The 22,854-nt window shown below is 64.9% G+C and carries 22 protein-coding genes; 13 read left to right on the top strand and 9 right to left on the bottom strand.

What is annotated here, in order from left to right; genetic code table 11:
• Positions 1-180, bottom strand: coding sequence for a hypothetical protein (locus tag CRO22_RS12490; RefSeq protein WP_097070495.1), 180 nt, complete (start codon positions 178-180; stop codon positions 1-3).
• Positions 177-725: a hypoxanthine phosphoribosyltransferase gene (hpt, locus tag CRO22_RS12495; protein ID WP_097070496.1), complete on the bottom strand. Its 549-nt coding sequence runs from the start codon at positions 723-725 to the stop codon at positions 177-179. The genes CRO22_RS12490 and hpt overlap by 4 nt, the downstream gene beginning before the upstream one ends.
• A gap of 89 nt (positions 726-814) precedes the next feature.
• Here hpt and CRO22_RS12500 point away from each other — a divergent pair, with 89 nt between their 5' ends.
• Complete coding sequence (locus tag CRO22_RS12500) at positions 815-1,267, top strand: type II toxin-antitoxin system RatA family toxin (RefSeq protein ID WP_097070497.1); 453 nt, start codon at positions 815-817, stop codon at positions 1,265-1,267.
• On the opposite strand, the gene CRO22_RS12505 is transcribed toward CRO22_RS12500, so the two are convergent.
• The 3 genes from CRO22_RS12505 to CRO22_RS12515 are packed head-to-tail and all read right to left on the bottom strand — an operon-like array spanning position 1,258 to position 3,462.
• Positions 1,258-1,734, bottom strand: a complete 477-nt coding sequence (locus CRO22_RS12505) for a CinA family protein (RefSeq protein ID WP_097070498.1) — start codon at positions 1,732-1,734, stop codon at positions 1,258-1,260. The genes CRO22_RS12500 and CRO22_RS12505 overlap by 10 nt on opposite strands.
• Complete coding sequence (locus tag CRO22_RS12510; RefSeq protein ID WP_097070499.1) at positions 1,731-2,321, bottom strand: phosphatidylglycerophosphatase A family protein; 591 nt, start codon at positions 2,319-2,321, stop codon at positions 1,731-1,733. Before CRO22_RS12510 ends, CRO22_RS12505 begins: the two co-directional genes overlap by 4 nt.
• A gap of 1 nt (position 2,322) precedes the next feature.
• Positions 2,323-3,462, bottom strand: a complete 1,140-nt coding sequence (locus CRO22_RS12515; protein WP_097070500.1) for a bifunctional 2-C-methyl-D-erythritol 4-phosphate cytidylyltransferase/2-C-methyl-D-erythritol 2,4-cyclodiphosphate synthase — start codon at positions 3,460-3,462, stop codon at positions 2,323-2,325.
• 205 nt (positions 3,463-3,667) lie between these two features.
• Here CRO22_RS12515 and dusB point away from each other — a divergent pair, with 205 nt between their 5' ends.
• The 9 genes from dusB to hflX all read left to right on the top strand — a co-directional run bounded on the left by dusB (position 3,668) and on the right by hflX (position 15,482).
• On the top strand, positions 3,668-4,642 hold the full coding sequence (gene dusB, locus CRO22_RS12520) for a tRNA dihydrouridine synthase DusB (protein ID WP_097070501.1): 975 nt from the start codon (positions 3,668-3,670) through the stop codon (positions 4,640-4,642).
• Positions 4,639-5,706: a two-component system sensor histidine kinase NtrB gene (locus CRO22_RS12525; RefSeq protein ID WP_097070502.1), complete on the top strand. Its 1,068-nt coding sequence runs from the start codon at positions 4,639-4,641 to the stop codon at positions 5,704-5,706. The genes dusB and CRO22_RS12525 overlap by 4 nt, the downstream gene beginning before the upstream one ends.
• A gap of 3 nt (positions 5,707-5,709) precedes the next feature.
• Positions 5,710-7,083 (top strand): response regulator, encoded by a 1,374-nt coding sequence (locus CRO22_RS12530; RefSeq protein WP_097070503.1) that lies wholly within the window; start codon positions 5,710-5,712, stop codon positions 7,081-7,083.
• Between the two features lie 78 nt (positions 7,084-7,161).
• Positions 7,162-9,408 (top strand): sensor histidine kinase NtrY-like, encoded by a 2,247-nt coding sequence (locus CRO22_RS12535; RefSeq protein ID WP_245860972.1) that lies wholly within the window; start codon positions 7,162-7,164, stop codon positions 9,406-9,408.
• Entirely contained in the window at positions 9,405-10,820 is a 1,416-nt protein-coding gene (ntrX, locus tag CRO22_RS12540; protein ID WP_097070504.1) for a nitrogen assimilation response regulator NtrX, read from the top strand. The genes CRO22_RS12535 and ntrX overlap by 4 nt, the downstream gene beginning before the upstream one ends.
• 82 nt (positions 10,821-10,902) lie before the next feature.
• Positions 10,903-12,279 (top strand): Trk system potassium transporter TrkA, encoded by a 1,377-nt coding sequence (trkA, locus tag CRO22_RS12545; RefSeq protein ID WP_097070505.1) that lies wholly within the window; start codon positions 10,903-10,905, stop codon positions 12,277-12,279.
• 8 nt (positions 12,280-12,287) lie between these two features.
• Positions 12,288-13,814, top strand: coding sequence for a TrkH family potassium uptake protein (locus CRO22_RS12550; protein ID WP_176518636.1), 1,527 nt, complete (start codon positions 12,288-12,290; stop codon positions 13,812-13,814).
• Positions 13,815-13,968: 154 nt separating this feature from the next.
• Positions 13,969-14,202, top strand: coding sequence for an RNA chaperone Hfq (gene hfq, locus CRO22_RS12555; RefSeq protein WP_068766904.1), 234 nt, complete (start codon positions 13,969-13,971; stop codon positions 14,200-14,202).
• The gene (gene hflX, locus CRO22_RS12560; RefSeq protein WP_097070591.1) at positions 14,199-15,482 is read left to right on the top strand and encodes a GTPase HflX; all 1,284 of its coding nucleotides are present in this window, start codon (positions 14,199-14,201) and stop codon (positions 15,480-15,482) included. The genes hfq and hflX overlap by 4 nt, the downstream gene beginning before the upstream one ends.
• Before the next feature lie 54 nt (positions 15,483-15,536).
• Here hflX and CRO22_RS12565 read toward each other — a convergent pair whose 3' ends face one another.
• On the bottom strand, positions 15,537-18,011 hold the full coding sequence (locus tag CRO22_RS12565; protein WP_097070506.1) for a penicillin acylase family protein: 2,475 nt from the start codon (positions 18,009-18,011) through the stop codon (positions 15,537-15,539).
• A gap of 98 nt (positions 18,012-18,109) precedes the next feature.
• Between CRO22_RS12565 and CRO22_RS12570 the strand changes: the two genes are divergently transcribed.
• Entirely contained in the window at positions 18,110-18,982 is an 873-nt protein-coding gene (locus CRO22_RS12570; protein ID WP_097070507.1) for an NAD(P)-dependent oxidoreductase, read from the top strand.
• A gap of 56 nt (positions 18,983-19,038) precedes the next feature.
• Here CRO22_RS12570 and ssb read toward each other — a convergent pair whose 3' ends face one another.
• Positions 19,039-19,557 (bottom strand): single-stranded DNA-binding protein, encoded by a 519-nt coding sequence (gene ssb, locus CRO22_RS12575; RefSeq protein WP_097070508.1) that lies wholly within the window; start codon positions 19,555-19,557, stop codon positions 19,039-19,041.
• Between the two features lie 192 nt (positions 19,558-19,749).
• Between ssb and CRO22_RS12580 the strand changes: the two genes are divergently transcribed.
• Entirely contained in the window at positions 19,750-20,367 is a 618-nt protein-coding gene (locus CRO22_RS12580) for a lytic transglycosylase domain-containing protein (protein WP_097070592.1), read from the top strand.
• Positions 20,368-20,441: 74 nt separating this feature from the next.
• On the opposite strand, the gene CRO22_RS12585 is transcribed toward CRO22_RS12580, so the two are convergent.
• Together CRO22_RS12585 and hemB are read right to left on the bottom strand one after the other, a co-directional pair.
• Entirely contained in the window at positions 20,442-20,999 is a 558-nt protein-coding gene (locus CRO22_RS12585) for a lipid-binding SYLF domain-containing protein (protein WP_097070509.1), read from the bottom strand.
• Between the two features lie 118 nt (positions 21,000-21,117).
• The gene (hemB, locus tag CRO22_RS12590) at positions 21,118-22,116 is read right to left on the bottom strand and encodes a porphobilinogen synthase (RefSeq protein ID WP_097070510.1); all 999 of its coding nucleotides are present in this window, start codon (positions 22,114-22,116) and stop codon (positions 21,118-21,120) included.
• On the opposite strand from hemB, the gene CRO22_RS12595 reads away from it, so the two are divergent.
• Positions 22,115-22,780, top strand: coding sequence for a component of SufBCD complex (locus CRO22_RS12595; protein WP_342745176.1), 666 nt, complete (start codon positions 22,115-22,117; stop codon positions 22,778-22,780). The genes hemB and CRO22_RS12595 overlap by 2 nt on opposite strands.
• Positions 22,781-22,854 lie beyond the last annotated feature (74 nt).

The raw sequence follows: 22,854 nt of genomic DNA on the forward strand, positions 1-22,854 counted from the left end.
TCAGAGCCGTGGAACGCGCGGGGCGCGTTCCACCCGCGCCCAGTCCGGCCAGAAGCCGAAATGATCAAGCCCCCAGATCAGCGCAACGAGGGCAATCACCACCGCAGCAATCTGCACCTGCCGCAGCGAGGGCGGATGGCGCACCCATTTTGCCATCCGCATCAGCCAGAGCGGGTTCATTTTTCACGGCCGGTGAAGCGCACCGTGCCGATGAAGGGCAGGTTGCGGTGGTTTTGCGCATAGTCGAGCCCGTAGCCGACGACGAATTCGTCGGGGATCTCGAAGCCGGTCCAGCGCGCCTTCACATCCACTTCGCGGCGCGAGGGCTTGTCGAGCATGGCGCAGCATTCGATCCGGCGCGGCGAACGGGCGCGCAGCATCTCCATCACCTTGGAGATCGTGTGGCCAGTATCGACGATGTCTTCCACCACGAGCACGTCGCGCCCGCCGATATTGCCGCGCAGGTCTTTCAGCACCCGAACCTCGCGGGTGGAGGTGGTTTCGTTGCCATAGCTAGAGGCTTCGAGGAAATCGACTTCACAGGGCACGCCGATCTCGCGGATGAGGTCCGCAATGAACACGAAGGAGCCGCGCAGAAGCCCGACCACCACGAGCCGGTCGGTATCCTTGAAGGCTTCGGTGATCTCGGCGCCGAGCGCCTCGACCCGCGCCGCGATGGCCTTTGCGGAAATCATCTGGTCGATCACATATCCGGGCTCTGCCATGCTCTCTCCTGCCTCTGGTGCGGCCATCCGGCCCTTGCAATTCCCGTGCTTTATCGCAAGAACGGGGCCGGTAAAAGGGAGACCGGCCGATGCCGCAGCATTCGGAAAAACGCACGATGCCCTATTCGGCGGCGCAGATGTATGCGCTCGTGGCCGATGTGGCGCGCTACCCCGAATTCCTGCCCTGGAACTCCGCCGCCCGCATCCGCACCCGCAAGCCCGGCCCCGAACCCGGCACCGAGGTGATGGAGGCGGATCTGGTGATCTCCTTCAAGGTGTTTCGCGAGCGCTTCGGCTCGCGCGTGGTGCTCGACCCGGGGCAAAAGCGCGTCGATACCCGCTATCTCGACGGCCCGTTCAAATACATGCACAGCTGGTGGCAGTTCGAAGACCGGCCCGAGGGCGGGTGCAAGGTCGACTTCTTCGTCGATTTCGAATTCAAGAACGCGCTCCTGCAGGGCGTGATCGGCATCGTCTTCGATCAGGCGATGCGGATGATCGTGCAGGCGTTCGAGGACCGGGCGAAGGCGCTTTACGGTTGAAGCCCGAGCGCGGCGCCCAGAAGGGCAAGCGCATGATCGCGCGCGGCGGCGCGGACATTGCCCCGGCCAAGCGCACCGAACTCCTGTGTTTGCGTGCGGGTCGCGGCGCCTTTGAGGGCAAGGCCAAAGCAAACCCGCCCCTCGGGCTTGAACTCCGATCCGCCGGGCCCGGCGATGCCGGTGATCGAAACAGCAAGGTCAGCGTGGCTCTGTGCCAGCGCCCCCTCGGCCATTTCGCGCGCCACCTCCTCGGAGACCGCGCCAAAAGCACTGAGCGTGGCCTCGGCCACGCCCAGCATCTCGACTTTCGCCGCGTTGGAATAGGTGACAAAGCCGCACTCCACCACCGCCGAGGAGCCCGGCACGTCTGTCAGCGCCACCACCACCATGCCGCCTGTGCAGCTTTCGGCGGTGGCGATGCGCCAGCCTCTGTCCCGCGCGCAGGCGAGAAGCTCTTCTACGCTCATGCCTGACCGGTGAAGGGCAGGGGCGGCAGCCAGTCGATGATCTGCGCACCAAGCACCGGCCAGTAATCCTGACCCAGATGATAGGCCACAGCGGTGATCAGCGTGAACACACCGGCAAAGACGCCGGCCCAGATGTCATCCATCATCACGCCCATCGCGCCGCCCTGCTTGTCGGCCCGGCCGATCACGCCCGGTTTGAAGATGTCAAAGAAGCGGAACCAGATGAAGGCGGCGAGCGGGCCCGGCCAGACCATCTCGATGTTGAAATAAGCAAAGGCCGAGGCGGGGAAGGCAAGCGCCACCCACATGCCGGCCACCTCGTCGATGATCACCTCTTTCGGGTCTTGATCCTCGCGGTGCTTCAGTTCTTGCTCCAGCGCCCAGAGCCCGATGATGAAGGCGAGGATCGCGGCGAGGTAGAGGTAGGAAAGGCCGCCGAATTTCACCAGCCCCCAGCCGGCGACAGCGGCGACCATCGAGCCCCAGGTGCCGGGCGCGGGGACGAGCTTGCCGACGAAGGCAAAGGTGGTGATGGCTTGCAGAACGTGGAGCGGCAATTCACGGGTCGGAAGTTCACGGGGAGGCATTTCAGACTCCTATCAGAGTGACGGTGGCAATAGCGGCAATGCCCTCTTCGCGGCCGGTGAAGCCGAGCCGTTCCGAGGTGGTGGCCTTGACCGAGACACGGTCGGCCGGGACGTTGATGATGCGCGCAAGTTCGGCCGCCATTTCAATGGCATGCGGGCCGATCTTCGGGCGTTCGCAAATCAGGGTGACATCGGCATTGCCGATCTTGAAGCCTTTGGAGACCGCGAGTTTCGCGGCGTGCTCGAGGAAGATCCAGCTTGCCGCGCCCTTCCATTGCGGATCGGAGGGCGGAAAGTGGCGGCCAATGTCGCCTTCGGCCATGGCGCCATAGATCGCATCGGTGAGCGCATGCATGCCGACATCGGCATCCGAATGGCCGAGCAGCGCCTTGGTATGGGGTACTTTGACCCCGCACAGGATCACATGATCGCCTTCGGTAAACGCATGCACATCATAGCCGTTGCCAAGCCGCACATCCATCTTCAAGCCTTTCCTTTCGCGCAAGATCGCCTCGGCGCGGGCAAAATCTTCCGCGTAGGTGATCTTCAGATTGTCTTCATGCCCGGGCACGATGGCGACCGCCATGCCGGCCGCGCGGGCCACTTCCACATCGTCGGCCGCGCCGCCCGGATGGGCGCGATGGGCGTCGAGGATCTCGGGAAACCGGAAGCCTTGCGGCGTTTGCGCCCGGAAAAGCCCCTCCCGGTCCTGCGTGCCCGCCACGAGCCCCGCTTCCCCGCGCCAGAGCGCATCGGTGACGGCAAGTGCAGGCGCCGCACCCGGGTGGGTTTCAAGCGCGACGAGCACCGCTTGCAGCACCGCTTGCGGCACCAGCGGCCGGGCGCCATCGTGAATGAGAACGCGTGTGATTTCAGAGCCCTCAAGCGTAACGAGCGCATTGAGCACGCTCTCGGAGCGGCTCGCGCCGCCCGCCACCAGAGTCACGGATCCGCCAAAGAGGGTGAGGCCGCGCGCCATGTCGTCTAGATGAAGCACCACGATCACCCGGCCGAGCGTGCGGAACGCCTCGACCGTCTGCGCCAGCACCGGGCGGCCCGCCAAATCGCGCCATTGCTTTGGCAGCCCCTCGCCCGCGCGCGTGCCACGGCCCGCCGCCACGATGATCACTGCAACGCTCATCCGCCCTCGCTCTTCCGGCTTTTTACCTGACAAAGGCTTAGGCCAGTCTGCGCGCGGGCGCAATGTGCACAGCGCCGCATGCTGAAAGCGCAATATTTAAGCAGGTGCCGAATTTTGACGCCCTTGTGAGTGGCGACGCTCTCCTTGCAATTGTGATTCCCAAATCAAGCCGCTACTTCCTTGGGCAAATGCTACAGGAACAACCGTGACGATTACGCTCGACAGCTTTCGCCTTGATCCGCCGGTGCTGCTGGCGCCCATGGCGGGCATTACCGATCTGCCGTTTCGCCGGATCGTGGCGCGCTTTGGCGCGGGTCTCGTGGTGTCCGAGATGGTGGCGAGCGGCGAGATGCTGACGGCCAAGCCCTCGGTGCGGGCGAAGGCGCGCAGCGAACTCGGTCTCGATCTGCCGTCCTCGGTGCAATTGGCCGGGCGCGAGGCGCGGCCGATGGCCGAGGCGGCGAAGGTCGTGGCGGACATGGGCGCAAAAATCATCGACATCAACATGGGCTGCCCGGCGAAGAAGGTGACGGGCGGCGCCTCGGGGGCGGCGCTGATGCGCGACCCGGACCATGCGCTGCGATTGATCGAAGCGGTGGTGGGGGCAGTCGATCTGCCCGTGACGCTGAAGATGCGGCTCGGCTGGGACGAGGGGCAGATCAACGCGCCCGAGATCGCGCGGCGCGCCGAATCTGCGGGCGTGCGGATGATCGTCGTGCATGGCCGCACGCGGATGCAGTTTTACGAGGGCCGGGCCGACTGGGGCGCGATTGCCGCTGTCTCCGAGGCCGTCTCGGTGCCAGTGGTGGCGAATGGCGACATCGTCGATGCGCCCTCGGCGCGGATGGCGCTGGCGCGGGCGGGCGCGGCGGGCGTGATGGTGGGACGCGGGGCGCAGGGGGCACCCTGGCGGCTTGCGCAGATCGCTGCGGCGCTTTACGGCGCGGCCCCGCCCAAGCTGCCGAAGGGGGCGGGGCTCGTTGATCTGGTCTCTGAGCATTATGAAGCGATTCTGGGCTTTTACGGAGAGCAGGTGGGGCTGCGCCTCGCGCGCAAGCATCTGCGCTGGTATGCGGAGGTCGCAGGAGCGGCATTGGTCCCCGAGATGATGCGCGCCCAGACCCCCGAGGCGGCATTGGCGCTCATCCGCGCCGCGTTCAGCGAAAGGGCTGCGGCATGACCCTTCCGGCCCCCGGCATCATCTGGGCTTCGTTGCCGCTTCCGGCGTTGATGATCGACGGCACGGACCGGGTAATCGAGATCAATCCGGCGGCGGAATTGTTCCTCAATCTTTCGGCCCGTGCGTTGAAGGGACAGGTGCTGGGCGAACGGCTCGCCATTGCCGCGCCGCTTGAGGAAATTTTTGCCCGGGTGCGCAAGAACCGCTCTGCGCTTTTCGTCAATGATGTGGATCTGACCACGGGCGAGCGCGCCCCGGTGCAATGCAATCTTCAGGCCGCGCCTCTGGGCGATGACCCGCAAACGGTGCTGCTGCTGATCTCGCCGCGCGAGATCGCCGACCGGCTCGGCCGCGCGAGCCAGGTGAAATCGGCAGCGCGCTCGGCCATTGGCATGGCAGAGATGCTGGCGCATGAGATCAAGAACCCGCTCGCGGGCATTGCGGGGGCGGCGCAGCTTTTGTCGATGAACCTCTCGGGCGATGATCTGGAACTCACCGATCTGATCGTCGACGAGACCCGCCGCGTGGTGAAGCTGCTCGAACAGGTTGAGCAGTTCGGTAATGTGCGCCCGCCCGAGATGAAGCCAGTGAATATCCACGATGTGCTTGACCGCGCACGAAAATCTGCCGCTGTTGGCTTTGGCGCGCATATGCTGATCGTTGAGGATTACGACCCTTCGCTGCCGCCCACGCTCGGCGATGCCGACCAGTTGACGCAGGTATTTTTGAACCTTCTCAAGAATGCGGCCGAGGCGGCGAAGGGGCAGGGCACGATCCGCCTGCGCAGCTTTTATGATTATTCGTTGCGCCTGCGCGGCCCCGATGGCCATGGCCAGCGTCTGCCGCTTCAGATCGAGGTGATCGACGATGGCCCCGGCATCCCGCCCGATATTGCGGGGGCGCTTTTCGAGCCCTTCGTCTCCGGCCGCGAGAACGGTACCGGGCTTGGCCTCGCGCTCGTTTCGAAAATCATCTCCGAGCATAATGGCTGGATCAACGTTGATAGCGTTCCCGGCCGCACCGTTTTTCGCGTTTCCCTGCCTGTCGCCCCTAAGGAGGTCTGATCCATGGATGGCACCGTTCTCGTCGCCGATGACGATCGCACGATCCGCACCGTTCTGACCCAGGCGCTGACGCGTGCGGGCTGCAAAGTCCATGCCACCGCCTCGCTGATGACGCTGATGCGCTGGGTCGAGGAAGGCAAGGGGGATCTGGTGATCTCCGATGTGATCATGCCTGATGGCAACGGGCTCGAAGCGCTGCCGCGGATCGCGCGCGAGCGGCCGGGCCTGCCGGTGATCGTGATCTCTGCGCAGAACACGATCATGACGGCGATTCAGGCCGCCGAGGCGGATGCTTATGATTATCTGCCCAAGCCCTTCGACCTGCCCGATCTGATGAAACGCGCCGCCCGCGCGCTTGAACTCAAGCGCCGCGCGCAAGTGGTGCCGAAGGCGGTGGAGCCGGTGCGTCCCGAAACCTCGGATCTGCCGCTGGTGGGCCGCACCGCGGCGATGCAGGCGCTTTACCGGCTCGTTGCCCGAGTGATGAACGCCGATCTGCCGGTGATGATAATGGGCGAATCTGGAACTGGTAAGTCTTTGATTGCGAGGGCAATTCATGACTTTTCGGACCGCCGGACGCTGCCCTTCGTGGTGGCGCAGGCGGCAGATCTTGCCGGGGCCGATGGCCCCTCGAGCCTTGTCGCCCGCGTCAAGGGCGGCTCGCTCGTTTTCGACGAGGTGGGCGATTACGATGATGACACTCAGGGCCGGATCGTGCGGATGCTCGATGCTTTGCCTGACCCCGCCCCGCGGATCATGGCGACCACGCAGGTGGATCTTGCCGCGTTGATGGAGGCGGGGAAATTCCGGCAAGACCTGTTCTACCGGCTGGGCGGTGTCACGCTCGCCGTTCCTGCGCTGCGCGAACGGGTCGAGGATATTCCGCTGCTGACCGAACATTTCCTGACCCGCTGCGAGCGCGACGGGCTCGGGCTGCGGCGTTTTTCCAATGAGGCGATGGCGCTCGTGCGCGCCTATGCCTGGCCCGGAAACGTGCGCCAGCTCGAAAACACCGTGCGCCGCCTTGTGGTGACGGCAACCGAGGAAGAGATCACCCGTGCCGAGGTCGAATTCGTGCTCGGCAACCAGCCTGCGATCGAACCCCTGCGTGCGGGCGGCGAGGGCGAGAAGCTCTCCGCCTCGATCGCGCGGCATCTGCGGCGGTACTTTGACCTCCACGGCGGCAACCTGCCACCGCCCGGCCTTTATGACCGGATTCTCGCGGAAATGGAGGCGCCGCTGATCGAAATCGCGCTTGATGCCACCGGTGGCAATCAGGCCAGATGTGCGGATCTGCTTGGGATAAACCGCAATACCTTGCGCAAAAAGATCACCGATCTGGATATTCAGGTGACACGCCGCCGCAAACTGATGTAAAAGCGCCACAGGTATTTGTGGCAAATCCGTCGCGCGGATTCGCCCGAGCGACGGACCGAGGGCATCGTGCAGAGCGCGTTGAACAGCACCGCTTGGGAGCGGCTGGCGCGGTTTCGCCGCCAGCGCCGGATTCAGAACGGTTTTGTTCTGGGCCTTGCCGTGCTCGGCCCGGCGCTTGCGCTGACCACTTTCGTGGTGCTGGGCCCTCTGGGGCAGGGGGCAGATTCGACCGCCCTGCGCCTCACGCTGCTGGCCGACTTCGTCTATTTCCTCACGCTGGGCGGGCTCATCGTGCTGCGCCTCGCGCAGATTCTCGCTGCACGCCGCGCCCGCGCCACCGGCTCACGCCTCACCCTGCGGCTCACCGGGGTGTTTGCGGGCATCGCGCTTGTGCCCACCGTGCTCGTGGCGCTTTTTGCTGGGCTCACGGTGAATATCGGGCTCGAGGGCTGGTTCTCCGACCGGGTGCGGATGGTCGTCGGCACCTCGCTTTCCGCGGCCGAGGCCTATCAGGACGAGCACCGCCGCGACCTCGTGCAGGATGCGACGGCGCTCGCGGCATTCCTCAACCTGCGCCGTCAGGCGGCCACGTTCGCCACCGATGGCGATCTGCGCGAATGGCTGGTGGCGGGGCAGCAGGGCATTCAGCGCGGTCTGAAGGAAGCCTATGTGATCGATGGCACGGGGCAGATCGTCGCCCGCGGCGATCGCTCCTATCTCTTTGATTATGAACAGCCTGCACCCGAAAAGATCGTGGCTTCCGCGCGCGGCGAGACGGTGCTGTTCGAGGATTGGCCAAATTCGGAATTCCGCGCGCTGATCAAGCTCGATGCCTTTGTCGACCGCTATCTTTACGTCTCGCGCACGGTCGATGGCAAAATCCTCTCGCTTTTGGATGACACGCGCGAAACGGTGCATCTTTACGAGCAGCTTGAGGCCTCGCGCGGGCGGCTGCTGTTCGAGTTCGGTCTGGTCTACATCGGCTTTGCGCTGATCCTGATCCTCGCTGCCGTCTGGGCCGGGCTCTGGTTCGCCGAGCGGCTCTCGCGCCCGATCGGGCGGCTTGCGGCGGCGGCGGAGCGGGTTGGCAAGGGCGATCTCGACGCGCGGGTGATCGAGGAACAGGGCGATGACGAAATCGCCACGCTCGGGCAGGTGTTCAACCGGATGATGGCGCAGCTCAAGACCCAACGCACCGAATTGATCGCCTCGCATCACGAGACCGATGAACAGCGCCGGATGTTCGATTCCGTGCTCTCCTCGGTCACTTCCGGTGTGATCGGGCTTGATGCCGAGGGACGAATCGACTTTCTAAATCCCTCCGCGACCCAGCTCTTGATGCTGGACACCACACGCGACACGGACCGCCCCCTGGCCGAAGCCGTTCCAGAGTTCGAATATCTTTTCAATCGCTTGCGGGACGGCTTTCTGACGGTCGTGCAGGAGGAGGTGCGGGTTTCACGCGGTGGGCGGCTTGAGAGCCTGCTGGTGCGGATGGCGGAGCGCCGCCGCGCCTCGGGCGCGCGCGAGGGGTTCGTGGTGGCCTTTGACGATGTGACCGACCTCGTCTCGGCGCAGCGCATGGCCGCCTGGGGCGATGTTGCCCGCCGCATCGCGCATGAGATCAAGAACCCGCTCACGCCGATCCAGCTTTCGGCCGAGCGGATCCAGCGCAAGTTCACGCGCCAGCTTGCCCCCGATCAGGTCGAGGTGCTCGGCAGCCTCACTGGCGTGATCGTGCGGCAAACCGATGACCTGCGCCGCATCGTTGACGAATTTTCGCGCTTTGCCCGCATGCCCGAACCCGACCGGCGCGACCATGATATCGTCCAGCTTGCCCGTGATGCCGTGCTGCTGCAGGAAGGCGCGCTGCATGGCGCAAAGCTCAGTGCCGATCTGCCCGAGGGGCCCGAGGTGGTCGAACTCGATGCGACGATGATCTCGCAGGCGCTCGTGAACCTGATCAAGAATGCGGGCGAAGCGATCGAGAGCCTTGCCGACAAGGGCGCGCCCGAGGGCTGGGTGCCGGAAGTGAAGGTGAGCCTGCGCGCCCATGACGAGTTGATCGTGATCGACATCGCCGACAACGGCATCGGCTTGCCGCCCGACCGTGCGAGACTCTTTGAGCCCTATGTGACGACCCGCGCCAAGGGCACCGGGCTTGGCCTCTCCATCGTGAAAAAGATCATCGAAGAACACGGCGGCACGCTGATGCTGACCGACGCCCCCGCCTTCGCGCCGGGTGCCCATTTGGGCGCGCTGGCCGAAATCCGGCTGCCACGCGCCCGCTCCGGCCTGCGCGCCATCAAGGACAGTGAAACATGAGCGATATTCTCGTTGTCGACGACGAAAAGGACATTCGCGAGCTGATCGCCGATATCCTCGGCGACGAAGGCTATGCGACCCGCACCGCCGCCAATTCCGACGAATGCATGGAGGCAATCAATACGGAGCCACCCGCGCTCGTGATCCTCGACATCTGGCTGAAAGACAGCCGGATGGACGGGATCGACATTCTGAAAACGGTCAAGCGCGACAACCCCGATATTCCGATCATCATCATTTCGGGGCATGGCAATATCGAGATCGCCGTCGCCGCGATCAAGCAGGGCGCCTACGATTACATCGCCAAGCCTTTCAACATCGATCAGCTGATGGTGGTGATCTCGCGCGCGATGGAAACCTCGCGGCTGCGGCGCGAAAACTCGAGCCTGCGGCGGCGCGATCTGCATGTGGGCGAGATGCTCGGCAATTCGGTCGCCTTCAAACGGCTGAAGGACCAGCTCGACAAGGTGACGAAATCGAACGGGCGGGTGATGCTGACGGGCGAGCCGGGCTCGGGCAAGGAATCGGCGGCGCGCTACATCCACCAGCATTCGACCCGCACTGCCGCGCCCTTTGTGACGGTGACCTCCGCCACGATTGCGCCAGACCGCATGGAGGACGTGCTCTTTGGCCGCGAGACGCCAGAGCGCGGGGTTGAAAAAGGCCTTTTGGAACAAGCGCATGGCGGGGTGATATACTTCGACGAAGTGGCCGAGATGCCGGCGGGAACACAGGCCAAGATCCTGCGGGTGCTCACCGAGCAGCAATTCACCCGCGTGGGCGGCACGGACAAGGTGCGCGTCGATCTGCGGGTGATTTCGTCCACCACGCGCAATCTCGCCGCCGAGATCGCCGCCGGACGGTTCCGCCAAGAGCTTTATGACCGCCTCAACGTGGTGCCGATTGCGGTGCCGCCGCTTTCCGAGCGGCGCGAGGATGTGCCGCTGCTGGCGCGCCATTTCATCGAGGTGTTCAACAGCACACAGGGTCTGCCCGCTCGCGCGCTTTCGGAAGAGGCGGAAGCGAGCCTTCAGACGATGGACTGGCCCGGCAACATTCGCGAGCTGCGCAATGTGATCGAGCGGGTGCTGATTTTGGGCGAAGGCTCCGGGCCGATCGAGGCGCGCGAATTTGCCAGCAACGCGGCGGCGCCCGAGGAGGGGCGGATCGTGCTCGGCGGTCAGCTTGCGGCGCTCCCTTTGCGCGAGGCGCGCGAACTCTTCGAGCGCGAATATCTGCTCTCCCAGATCAACCGCTTTGGCGGCAATATCTCGCGCACGGCGGCCTTTGTCGGCATGGAACGCTCGGCGCTGCATCGCAAGCTGAAATCACTTGGCGTTGTGACTGCGGGCAAGGCGGGCGGGCGGATGGCGCAATTCGACGAGGGCGAGGAGGAAGCCGAGGAGGCGTGAGCCCGGAGGGCCTGCGGGGCGGTCGATTGACCCCGCCGCGGCCGCAGCATAAAACGGGGGGCATGGTAACGGAGGACGGTCGATGAAGGTGATCATCTGCGGCGCGGGGCAGGTGGGCTGGCAGATCGCCCGCCATCTGGCCGGGGAACGCAATGATGTGACCGTACTCGACACCAACCCGGAACTGGTGCGCCGCGCCTCGGACCTGCTCGACGTGCAAGGCGTGGTCGGCTTTGCCTCGCATCCCGATGTGCTCGACCGTGCAGGCGCGCGCGACTGCGACCTGATCATTGCCGCAACCCATTCCGACGAGGTGAACATGGTCACCTGTCAGGTCGCGCAATCGGTGTTCGGCATCACCCGCAAGATCGCCCGGCTGCGCGCGCAAACCTATATGGCGCCGCAATATGCCGACCTCTACCGGCGCGATCATTTGCCGATCGATGTGATCATCTCGCCCGAACGCGAGGTGGCCGAAGCCGCGCTGCAACGCCTTCTGGCGCCGGCAACCTTCGACACTGAGAGCTTTCTGAGTGGCGCGGTGCAGCTTCTGGGCATCGCGCTTGACGAGGATTGCCCGGTGCTTGATACGCCGCTCCGGCAATTGAACGACCTTTTCCCGACGCTCGGCGCGATGGTCGTTGGGGTACGCCGCGAGGGGCGGCTGTTTGCCCCCGAGCCGGGCGATCAGCTTTTCACCGGCGATCAGATCTATGTGCTCACGCTGTCCAAAGATATCAACAGAACGCTCGAAATCTTTGGAAAAGCAACAAAAAAGCAAGAACGCATCACCATCATCGGCGGCGGCATCGTTGGCCTTGGCGTGGCGCGCGCGCTTGAGGCGCGCTCGGACCGGGTGCGGGTGAAGATCATCGAGCGCGACCGGCGCACGGCGGAATCTGCGGCCGATGCGCTGGAGCGCACCATCGTGCTGCATGGCGACGGGATGAGTACCGAAATGCTTGAGGAAGCCAATGTGGCGCGCGCCGACGCCGTGCTCGCTGTCACTGATGACGACAAGACGAACCTTCTTGTTTCGGTGCGCGCCAAGCAGGTGGGGTGCAAGATGGCGATCTCGCTCGTCAATGATCCGACGCTGGTGCCGCTGATGGGGCCTTTGGACATCGACGCCTATATCAACCCGCGCGCGATCACCGTTTCCTCGATCCTGCGCCATATCCGGCATGGCAAGGTGCGTGGCGTCTATTCGATCGGCGATGCCGAGGCGGAGGTGATCGAAGCGGTGGTGCTTTCCACCTCGCCCATCGCCGGGCGTGCGGTGCGCGAGATCGAATTTCCCGAAGGTGTGCTTCTGGGCGCGATCCGCAAGGGCGACAAGGTGATGAAACCGGCGGGCGATACCAAGGTGGAAGAGAACGACGTGATCGTGCTCTTCGCGCTCGCGCATGACATTCCGGAGGTGGAGCGGCTGTTGCAGGTCTCCATCGACTTCTTCTGAGCCCGCACATGCTGCGCCGCTTCGGTCAGCTTCCCCTTCTGGTGCAGCTCATGTTGCTTGCCGCGCTGGCGATGCTGGCGCCCGCGGCCTCGGCGGCGATCGACGGGCAGGCACGGGTGGCGCGGGTGTTTTTCCAATCCGCGCTCCTCTTCACCATGCTCTCGCTGATCGTCGCGCTCGCGGCGGCCGCGAACCCGAAGCAAAACCGCGAGCGCTCGCTTTTGCTCACGCTTTTCGCCGCCTTCCTCGCGCTGCCGCTGATGCTGGCCGTGCCGTTTGACGAGGCCGTGCGCGATACCGGGCTGCTCAATGCCTGGTGGGAGATGGTGTCGAGCTTCACCACCACCGGTGCCACGCTTTATACCCCCGAACGGCTGCCGCCGAGCCTGCATCTGTGGCGTGCAATGGTGGGCTGGATGGGCGGCTTTTTCATCCTCGTGATGGCGATTGCCGTGCTTGCGCCGTTGCGCATCGGCGGCTTCGAGATCTTCTTTGCGGGCGGTTTCGGCCAGCAAAGTGGCGTTGCACCCTCGTTTCTGCGCGACGGAGTTTCCGAGCCGGGCGAGCGGATCGCCCATTATCTGAGGGTGCTGGGCCCGGCTTACGGCGGGCTCACCGTGATCCTCTGGGGCGCGCTGATCCTTGCGGGCGATCCGGCGCAGGTGGCGTTGATCCATGCCTTCTCGACGCTCTCCACCTCCGGCATCACCAGCCTCGTCCGGCCCGGCGATGCGCCTTCCGGGCTGATCGGCGAGGTGCTGATTTTCCTGTTCCTGATCCCGGCGCTGTCACGGCGGCTCTGGCCGGGCGGGGGGGAGCTGCGCGCAACCGAGCGGCTGCGCGACGATCCGGAGATCTTGCTGGCCGCGGCGCTGGTGACACTCGTCACAATGTTCCTCTTTGCCCGGCACTGGATTGCAGCGCTCGATCTCGAGACCTCGAAACAGGCGTTGCCAGCGATCCTGCGCTCGCTCTGGGGGAGCCTCTTCACCGCGCTTTCCTTTCTTACCACCACCGGGTTCGAGAGCACGAGCTGGAACGATGCCCGTTCCTGGTCCGGTCTGGGCACCCCGGGGGTGATCCTGGCCGGGCTCACCATCACCGGGGGGGGCATCGCCACCACGGCGGGCGGGGTGCGGCTGTTGCGGGTTTATGCGCTCTTTCGGTTGGGCCAGCGCGAACTGGAGAAGCTCGTCCATCCGCAATCGGTGGCGGGCGGCGGGTCGGTGGCGCGCCGGCTGCGGCGCGAGGGCGCCTATATCGCCTGGATCTTCTTCATGCTCTTCGCGCTTTCGATCGCGGGGGTGATGCTTGCCGTCACCGCCTTCGGCATCGACTTCGAACCCGCGCTGATCCTCTCGATCGCGGCCCTCTCGAACACCGGCCAGCTCGCCTCGGTCGCGGTGGACACACCGATCGACTGGGCGGTGCTGGGCGATGCGCCCAAGGTGATGCTGGCGCTCGCGATGGTGCTCGGACGGCTCGAGACGCTCGCGATCATCGCGCTTTTCAACCCCGATTTCTGGCGCAACTGAGCCAAAGCTGCCGCAGAGATGAGTAATTTTCTTGCGTTTGCACGCCCCCGCCCGCATTAGGGCTGGAAACTGCCGCGCGCTTGCGCATACTGGCCTACGGGGACCAAGAGGCCCTGCGACAGGACATACAAGACTAGAAAAAGGCATAATAAAAATGGCTGCCGACAAACAGAACCTTCAGGACGCCTTCCTCAATCACGTTCGCAAGACCAAGGTTCCGGTCACGATTTTCCTCATCAACGGGGTGAAGCTGCAAGGCGTCATCACCTGGTTTGACAACTTTTGCGTGCTGCTGCGCCGCGATGGCCAGTCGCAGCTTGTTTACAAACATGCGATTTCCACCATCATGCCCGGCGCGCCGATCTCTCTGTACGAGGGCGAAGACTGAGCGATCCCGTCATCTCGAAAGAGCGCCCGACCCGGGTCTGGGTTCTGCACCCGGATCTAAAGGCGCTTGATACCCGGCGTGAACCGGAACTGCGGTTGGCTGAGGCAATCTCGCTGGCGGCAGCGCTGCCTGATCTCGAGATCATGGGGCATGAGGTGGTGCGCCTGCCCAAACCGCATGCGGGGCATCTCTTCGGCACCGGCAAACTGGCCGAACTGAAGGAGCGCCTCTCAGCGGCCGAGGTCGATCTCGTGCTGGTGGATGGCCCCGTTTCGCCGATCCAGCAACGCAACCTCGAAAAGGCCTGGGGCGTGAAGCTTCTGGACCGCACCGGGCTCATTCTCGAAATCTTTGCCGACCGCGCGCGTACCCGCGAGGGGGTGTTGCAGGTGGAGCTGGCGGCGCTGAGCTATCAGCGCACGCGGCTGGTGCGCGCCTGGACCCACCTTGAGCGGCAACGCGGAGGCTTCGGCTTTGTGGGCGGCCCCGGCGAGACGCAGATCGAGGCGGACCGGCGCGCGATCGACGAGCAGGTGATCCGCATCAAGCGGCAGCTCTCCAAAGTGGTGAAAACGCGCGAGCTGCACCGCGCGGCGCGGCGCAAGGTGCCGTTTCCCGTCATCGCGCTCGTGGGCTATACGAACGCCGGAAAATCCACGCTTTTCAACCGCATGACCGGCGCTGACGTGATGGCCAAAGACATGCTCTTTGCCACGCTCGACCCGACGATGCGCGGCCTCGTGCTGCCCTCTGGCCGGCGTGTGATCCTCTCGGATACGGTGGGGTTCATCTCCGATCTGCCCCATGAGCTGGTCGCCGCCTTTCGCGCCACGCTCGAAGAGGTGCTTGAGGCGGATCTGATCTTGCACGTTCGCGACATCTCGCATCCCGAGACCGAGGAGCAGGCCGAGGATGTCGGCGAGATCCTCGAAAGCCTCGGCGTCGCGGAAGATGTCGCGCTGATCGAGGTCTGGAACAAGATCGACGCGCTCTCCGAGCAGACCCGCGCGGCGCTTCTAGTGCAAGATGCGCGACGCGCCGATGTGCAGGCGGTTTCCGCGCTGTCGGGAGAAGGGCTTGCCGCGCTTCTGGCGACGATCGAGGCGCGGCTCGGCGAAGAACGGATCGATGAGGAGCTGACGCTTCCTTTCACCGATGGCCGGGCCCATGCCTGGTTGCATGCGCAGGGCGTCGTGCGCGATGAGCGGCAAGGCAAGGAGGGATGGACGCTCTCGGTCAGCTGGACAGAGGCGCAGAAAGCCCAGTTTCAAAAGGTTTGAAACCCTTTAATATCAAAGCCAAGGGCGAAAAAGTTCAGATGACGCTCTTGGCGGTCAGGGCTCCGGCTCGGCGGGGGTGAGCCGTGTGATGCCCGAGGCGGCAGCGCGCGCCAGCTCCGGGTCGAGCGACATCGGCACATATTCGCCCCGCCGCCACAGATCGGCCAGATCGTCGTAATGACCCGAGAGCGGATGGCCCGATTGACCGGTCGAGATCACGAAAACCGAGCTGTCCGGATCGGCAAAATCGTATACGCCGCGGTAGCCCGCGCCGTTCACATTGGCGAAGGGTTCGGGGCCGTCGCCTTCTGTCACGCCACGGTTGAGGGTGAAATCGCCCCCCGAGGTCGACTGGCGAATGTTCATGATCCAGCCCAGCAGCCGGTTGTGACCGAGCACCGTATGATCGTGATGCGCCTCATGCGCGTCGCCCCAGCGCCAGCTCTCGATCTTGGGGCCGTATTTTTCCTTCAGGCTCAGGAGCGCCGCATCGAGCGAAACCCGCGCGATATCGGTGCAGCTCTCTTGCGGGGCGGATTGCAGCACGTCGCACCAGCGCGCTGCGCCATTGGTGTTGCGCAGCACCCGCTCGAGAAAAAGCGGCTGGAGATGGATGAATTTCGCGGCCAGCTCCGGGCCAAGCTCGTCGCGCAGGAGCCGGTTCTGAAACTCGCGCATCCAGGCCGCATAAATGAGCGGTTCGGGCAGATGCTCGTTCATGTCTCCGTCCCAGGCCGCCAGAAGCTCCAGCGCGCGCTGGCGGAAGCGTTCGGGCGTGCCCTCGGGCGCGGGTGCGCCGGTGAACCACAGATCGGCCCCCACCAGCGGCAGCAGCCCCCGCGCGGCGGGCGAAACAGTGTCGAGCTGGGCGGCGATGAAGCTCTCGCGCGAATGCACCTCACGCTCCCCCATCAGCCGGGTGAGCCGGGTCACCCGCTCGGTATCGCCCCAGTCGTAGCTCACATGCGCGGGGAAGGGGCGGTCGATCATCTTGTTATTCGTCGTGATGACAATGCCGCCCTCGGGGTTCTCGACCCGCGGGTTCTCGGCATAGGGCAGCCGCCCCTGCCAGCGGTTTGCGGCGATCCAGCCCGGTGCGGGCATCCGTCCGCGTGTGGCATGGGCCGCATCGCGTTTGGGCAAGGCGCCGAGGGTCACCATGCCGACGGTTTTCTGATCGGCGAGGGTGAGCGTGACCGAGGGGGCGATGAAACCCGCGCCCGCATTCACTGCCGCGTCAACGCTTTGCGCCTTCATGATCGCAAGCGCGGCGCTCATCGAAGTATCGGCGGGCGAAAGCGCCGACCAGGCCAGGCTCATCACATGCCCCGGGGGGGTGACGGTGGCGAGGTCAAAATGGCCCGTGGGCAGAACCGGGCCATTCTCGCTCCAGCGCAGGGTGAGGGTGACGGGCGTGGCATCCTTGACCGCGACGATCACCTTGCGGGTGCGGAACTCGGCCCAGCCCGTGGGCGTGCGGTAACGCTCGGGGTTTTGCGGATCCAGTTCTTCGACGAAGAGATCCTCGTCATCGGCATAAGACGCGGCGATGCCCCAGCCGAGCTTCGCGCTGCGTCCTGAAAGGATCAGCGGCACACCGGGGATCGTGGCCCCGATCACACCGCCCGAGGCCAGCTCGAGCCGGGCGAGATACCAAAGCGAGGGCGCCGTGAGGGGAGAATGCGGGTCGTTGGCCAAAAGCGCGCCGCCCGCGGCAGAGCGGGCGGGGGCCGCGGCATAGGCATTCGAGGCGGCGGCAAAAGCCGGTTCGACGAAGGGTGAGAGCGCGCCTTCGGCATCTGCGTTCGCGCCGCGGCTGTCGCGCGGAGCAGAAGGGAAAAGCGCCGCGTAATCGGGCAGCGCCATCACGCCCGCGCCCGGCACGTCGGGCATCAGGTCTTCGACCCAGCCCTGACCCAGCAGCGAGAGCCGGGCCCGCAGCACCTCGGTGTCGATCTGGGTTGCGCTCTGCGCGGCCATCAGCTTCAGGATGGCGATCGAATCCGCGGGGGTCCAATAGGCGATCTGCGCGTCGAACAGGAAGAATTCCGGCGCGCCGCGGCCGAGAGCGTCCTGGTTCACCGTCTCGATCCAGGCGTTCACGCCGCGGGCATAGGCATCGAGCGCAGCCGTGGTGGCGGGATCCTGCGCGGGGACCGAGGCGACGGCGGCGCCATAAAGATCAAGCCTGCGCATCAGCTCGTCGGTTTTCAGCGTTCTGGCCCCGAAGATTTCGCTCAACCGCCCCTGCACGGTGCGGCGCAGCATCATCATTTGCCAGAGCCGGTCCTGCGCATGGGCGAGGCCGAGGGCAAAAAACACATCCGTATCGGTTGCGCCGAAAATATGGGGAACGTTTTCAGTCGTGCGCACGATCTCGACCGGCGCGCTGAGCCCGGGCAGGCTGTAGCTTGCGTTGTAATCGGGCAGCGAGCGGGCGGCGAAATACCAAAGGCCACCAAGCCCGATTCCCAGCGCGGCGAGGGCAAACGAGACGAGGCGGACGATCCAGCGAAACAGGCGATACATCGAAACCCTCGCGAGGCCGGGCGTTGACGGGGCAGGCGAGGGCGTTACTAGATCGGGGGAACAGAAGTTTCAACGCGCAAACCGCGCGAGGAGGGGCAATGGCAAGGCTGGCATTTCTGGGGCTCGGCGTGATGGGGTTTCCAATGGCGGGGCATCTGGCGGCGAAGGGCCACACGGTCAAGGTCTATAATCGCACCCCTGCCAAGGCCGAAGCTTGGGTGGCGCGTCACGGGGGGACAATGGCCGCGAGCCCGGCCGAGGCCGCCGCGGGGGCGGACTTCGTGATGGCCTGTGTGGGCAATGACGATGATCTGCGCGCCGTCTGCCTTGGCGAAACCGGGGCTTTTGCGGGGATGCGACCCGGCGCGATCTTCGTGGATCACACCACGGTTTCGGCCAAAGTGACGCGCGAACTTGCCGCCGAGGCCGCGGCGCGGGGACTGGGCTTTGTCGACGCGCCGGTCTCGGGGGGGCAGGCGGGGGCGGAGAATGGCGCTCTTTCGGTGATGTGCGGTGGCGATGCGGCCTGTTATGCCGCGGCGGAACCGGTCATCGCGGCTTACGCGAAAATCTGCCGACGGCTGGGCGAGAGCGGCGCGGGGCAAATGGCGAAGATGTGCAACCAGATCGCGATTGCCGGTCTCGTGCAGGGGCTCGCGGAATCGCTGCATTTCGCGCAGAAGGCGGGGCTTTCGATCCCGGAGCTGGTCGAGGTGATCAGCCAGGGCGCGGCGGGAAGCTGGCAGATGGCGAACCGGGCAGGCACGATGGAACAGGGCAAGTTCGATTTCGGCTTCGCCGTCGACTGGATGCGCAAGGATCTCGGCATCTGTCTCGCCACGGCGAACGAGACCGGCGCGAGCCTGCCCGTCACGGCGCTTGTCGATCAGTTCTACAAGGATGTTCAGAAGATGGGCGGCGGGCGCTGGGACACTTCAAGCCTGATCGCGCGGCTGCGAGCGGGCGGCTGAAGCGCACGGCACGCGTTACGGCAAAGACCAAGGGGGCCTGTCAGGCCCCCTTTTCGTCAAAACGGGATGTCGTCGTCGAAATCCGACCGGCCGCCCCCTGCCGGGGCCGCGCCCCCGCCCGAGGGGCCGCCATAGCCCGGGCCGTCATCATAGCCGCCGCCGTAACCGCCGCCCTGGTTGCTGCCGCCGTAGTTGCCGCCACCGCCCGAGCCACCGCCTTCGCCGCGCCCGCCCAGAAGGGTCATGTTGCCGCTGAAGGGGCGCAGCACCACTTCGGTGGTATAGCGTTCCTGGCCGCTCTGATCGGTCCATTTGCGGGTTTCGAGCTGGCCCTCGATATAGACCTGTGAGCCCTTGCGCAGATATTGCTCCGCGATCCGCGCCAGCGGCTCGTTGAAGATCGCCACCGAATGCCATTCGGTGCGTTCCTTGCGCTCGCCCGATTGCTTGTCGCGCCAGGTCTCGGTGGTGGCGATGCGCAGGTTGCAGACCTTGCCGCCGTTGGAAAAGCTGCGCACTTCCGGGTCGCGCCCGAGGTTGCCCACCAGAATGACCTTGTTCACCGATCCCGCCATCTCGCTCTCCCATGTGCAGGGGTCGGGGCCGACCCGCGCGATTCCGAATTGGGCGACACCCTACAGAACCGGGGCGGCGACGGAAAGAGGCGGCAAAAGCTTGCCGGGTTATGCGCGAGAGTTCCCCAAGGCTCTGGGCAAACGGCGGATTTTTGCTATAGTGCCGCCGATTGCACCAGGATGGATGATCGCATGATCAGATTTGTCGTGACGCTCGGGATCGGGATCGGCCTTGCGCTTGGCCCAGTGGCCGCCCCGATGGCGGGAGCGGAAGGGCTCGTTATCGGGCGCAAATCGACGAAATCGCAAACTTTCCTGCGCGCGAGCCAGTTTGCCCTGCTCGACGGGCGGCTCGCGGGGCAATATGCGAACTCGACCCGGCTGCGCCCCGATGCGCCGAAGGCGGGCGAAACCGCCGCGGCGACGCCGCGCTATTCCGGCAGGTATCGTGGCCAATATCTGCATCACGCCAAGGCCGCGGCGGCCAAGCATGGCGTGCCCGAAGACCTGTTTTTGCGCCTTGTCCAGCAGGAAAGCGGCTGGAACCCGGGCGCGGTCTCGCCCAAGGGGGCGACCGGGCTTGCCCAGCTCATGCCGGGCACCGCGGCGCGGCTTGGCGTCGATCCGAACGATCCGCTCCAAAACCTCGAGGGGGGGGCGCGCTATCTGCGCATGATGTACGACCGCTTCGGCAACTGGCGGCTGGCGCTTGCCGCCTATAACGCCGGGCCCGAGGCGGTGGACAAGGCGGGAGGGGTGCCGAATTACGCGGAAACGGTGAATTATGTGCGCGTGATCTACGGCAGTTAACACTCGAAGATCGCCGCGCAACATAAAGAAAAGGCGTGGGAAATCCCGCGCCTTTTCTGTTTGCGCCGAACGGATCAGGGCAGGATGCGGGTGTATTTCGTGCCCGCCAGCGACGCGCCGACGATGAGCCCGGATTGCCCGAACACCTGCACCACCACGGGGGCGAGGGTCGTTGTCGTATCGGTGCCGATTGCGGCGCCATGATCGGGGAGCGCATAGCGCGCATCGGCGCCAAGCTCCCAGCCGTCGGCATGGCGAAAATCTGCGAGCGCCTTTTCGGTCATGAAGAACAGTGCATGGGCATATTGCTGTGCACCGATCTGGAAGCCGAAGCTTGCCGAGGCAGCGGAATAGTAATCCACCGTCACATTGTTGATGCGCAGCGCGCCGCGCCCGAAGGCACCGCCGACACCGAAGCCCGCCTCGGTCATCAGGGGCATGTAGAGCACGCCCACCGATTTATCGAGCAATTGCTGCGTCGAGGGGAAATTGCGGATCATGTAGTCGCGCGTGGCATCGACCCGTGCGTCGATCTTGGCGGCGCCGTTCGAGCCCACGCCATTGCCGCAGGCGGCAAGGCCCAAAGTCGCGCCGCCGGCCACCAGAAGGCCGCGTCTGGAAAGAAGTGTCATCTGCTCGCTCCGTTCTGTCCCGGGATTGAGGCTCCGGGTCTGTTGTCGGGGTGAGGAATTCTACCCCAGGCGGGCCCGCTTGTCATGCGCGATGGACGGGCCCGGCGGGAATCGGCGTTCAGGCGCCGATCAGTTCGGCCGCCTTGGGCGCGAAATAGGTCAGCACGCCATCGCAGCCGGCACGGCGGAAAGCGAGCAGGCTTTCGAGCATGGCCTTGTCATGGTCGAGCCAGCCATTGCGGATCGCCGCCATCAGCATCGCATATTCGCCCGAAACCTGATAGGCATAGGTCGGCATCTGGAACTCGTCCTTCACGCGCCGTACGATGTCGAGATAGGGCATGCCGGGCTTCACCATCACCATATCAGCGCCTTCGGCAATGTCGCGCGCGACATTGCGCAGCGCTTCGTCGCTGTTGCCGGGGTTCATCTGATAGGTCTTCTTGTCGCCCTTGAGCGCGCCCGAGGCGCCGACCGCATCGCGGAACGGACCATAGAAGGCAGAGGCATATTTGGCGGCATAGGAGAGGATCGCGATATCCTTGTGGCCCGCCGCTTCCATCGCTTCGCGCAAGGCGCCGATGCGCCCGTCCATCATATCGGAGGGCCCGAGAATATCGGCCCCGGCCTCGGCCTGGGCAAGCGCCATTTTCACCAGCGCCTCAACGGTTTCATCGTTGAGGATGATGCCGTCGCGCACCAGGCCATCGTGCCCGTTCGCATTGTAGGGATCGAGCGCGATATCGGTCATGATCGCGACATCGGGCACGGCGGCTTTCATCGCGGCAATCACCTTGTTGGTGAAATTGCCCTCGGCCCAGGCCTGCTCACAGGTCTCGGTTTTCACCGCCGGATCGGTATAGGGGAAAAGGCAGATCGCCGGAATGCCGAGCTTTGCCGCGAGTTCGGCGGCCTCGATCGCCCCCTTCATCGTGCGCCGCACCACGCCCGGCATCGAGGAGATCTCGACATCCGCGCCCGGCACATCGGTGATGAAGATCGGCCAGATCAAGTCTTTCACCGAAAGGCGGTGTTCCTGGGCGAGATCGCGCAGGCCGGCGCTGCGGCGCATCCGGCGCAGGCGGTTGGTGGGGAAAGGGGGGGTGATCAGGGTCATGGTAACATTCTCCTTTGTCGCTTCGGTGCCACGGATCGGCGGGAGGCTCAAGCCCCGCAATGTCGCGCCCGGCTTGCAACGCGCGCCTGAATGGGCCACACCGGGGCAGGCGAAAGAGGCGAGCATCCCGTTGAGCATCCTGCAATTGATCTTCGATTTGATCGATATGCGATCGTTTTCGAACCTGTGGTACTGGATCGCTCTGGCGGTAACCTGGTCGACGGCCTCGCATTGGGTGCTGGGCGTGCCTTTTGACATGGTGCAGCAGGCGCGGCGGCGCGGCGGACAGGCCGCCGAGGACATGATGACCCTGACCGGCGTGAATGTGCGCAGGCTCGTGATGATCGGGCGGGAGGCGGGGGCGATGGTCGCGCTGGGGGCAGCTTTCGTGCTTTCGAGCCTTGTCGTGCTGGGATTCGGCTACGGGATCGAATTTGCGCAGGCGGTCGCTTTGCTCGCGTTGCCGCTCGCGGTGGTGGCGGGGTTGAGCCTGCGGATGGCGGCCCGGATCGCGCCGGTGCTGGCGCGAGATCCTTCTCCCGAGGAGGTTGCGCGGCTTTTGATGCGGCACCGGCTTCGGGTGCAAGTCGTGGGGATTGTCGCGATCACGATCACCGCGCTCTGGGGCATGTTCCAGAATCTGCGCATTTCCATTCTGCATTAAACCATCTGTCGAACGGCCCTTGATCTGGTTTGAGGTTAAACCGGTTTGGCGCAGTTCGGCACGATGCGGCTTGG

The organism is Rhodobacter maris (assembly GCF_900217815.1).
In the GTDB taxonomy this organism is placed as follows: Bacteria; Pseudomonadota; Alphaproteobacteria; order Rhodobacterales; family Rhodobacteraceae; genus Rhodobacter; species Rhodobacter maris.

Bases quoted from the DNA above. Each gene is read 5' to 3' on its own strand.
- CRO22_RS12490 (WP_097070495.1), bottom strand. From the start codon at position 180: ATGAACCCGCTCTGGCTGATGCGGATGGCAAAATGGGTGCGCCATCCG.
- hpt (WP_097070496.1), bottom strand. From the start codon at position 725: ATGGCAGAGCCCGGATATGTGATCGACCAGATGATTTCCGCAAAGGCC.
- CRO22_RS12500 (WP_097070497.1), top strand. From the start codon at position 815: ATGCCGCAGCATTCGGAAAAACGCACGATGCCCTATTCGGCGGCGCAG.
- CRO22_RS12505 (WP_097070498.1), bottom strand. From the start codon at position 1,734: ATGAGCGTAGAAGAGCTTCTCGCCTGCGCGCGGGACAGAGGCTGGCGC.
- CRO22_RS12510 (WP_097070499.1), bottom strand. From the start codon at position 2,321: ATGCCTCCCCGTGAACTTCCGACCCGTGAATTGCCGCTCCACGTTCTG.
- CRO22_RS12515 (WP_097070500.1), bottom strand. From the start codon at position 3,462: ATGAGCGTTGCAGTGATCATCGTGGCGGCGGGCCGTGGCACGCGCGCG.
- CRO22_RS12525 (WP_097070502.1), top strand. From the start codon at position 4,639: ATGACCCTTCCGGCCCCCGGCATCATCTGGGCTTCGTTGCCGCTTCCG.
- CRO22_RS12530 (WP_097070503.1), top strand. From the start codon at position 5,710: ATGGATGGCACCGTTCTCGTCGCCGATGACGATCGCACGATCCGCACC.
- ntrX (WP_097070504.1), top strand. From the start codon at position 9,405: ATGAGCGATATTCTCGTTGTCGACGACGAAAAGGACATTCGCGAGCTG.
- trkA (WP_097070505.1), top strand. From the start codon at position 10,903: ATGAAGGTGATCATCTGCGGCGCGGGGCAGGTGGGCTGGCAGATCGCC.
- CRO22_RS12550 (WP_176518636.1), top strand. From the start codon at position 12,288: ATGCTGCGCCGCTTCGGTCAGCTTCCCCTTCTGGTGCAGCTCATGTTG.
- hfq (WP_068766904.1), top strand. From the start codon at position 13,969: ATGGCTGCCGACAAACAGAACCTTCAGGACGCCTTCCTCAATCACGTT.
- CRO22_RS12565 (WP_097070506.1), bottom strand. From the start codon at position 18,011: ATGTATCGCCTGTTTCGCTGGATCGTCCGCCTCGTCTCGTTTGCCCTC.
- CRO22_RS12570 (WP_097070507.1), top strand. From the start codon at position 18,110: ATGGCAAGGCTGGCATTTCTGGGGCTCGGCGTGATGGGGTTTCCAATG.
- ssb (WP_097070508.1), bottom strand. From the start codon at position 19,557: ATGGCGGGATCGGTGAACAAGGTCATTCTGGTGGGCAACCTCGGGCGC.
- CRO22_RS12580 (WP_097070592.1), top strand. From the start codon at position 19,750: ATGATCAGATTTGTCGTGACGCTCGGGATCGGGATCGGCCTTGCGCTT.
- CRO22_RS12585 (WP_097070509.1), bottom strand. From the start codon at position 20,999: ATGACACTTCTTTCCAGACGCGGCCTTCTGGTGGCCGGCGGCGCGACT.
- CRO22_RS12595 (WP_342745176.1), top strand. From the start codon at position 22,115: ATGGTAACATTCTCCTTTGTCGCTTCGGTGCCACGGATCGGCGGGAGG.
- hemB (WP_097070510.1), bottom strand. From the start codon at position 22,116: ATGACCCTGATCACCCCCCCTTTCCCCACCAACCGCCTGCGCCGGATG.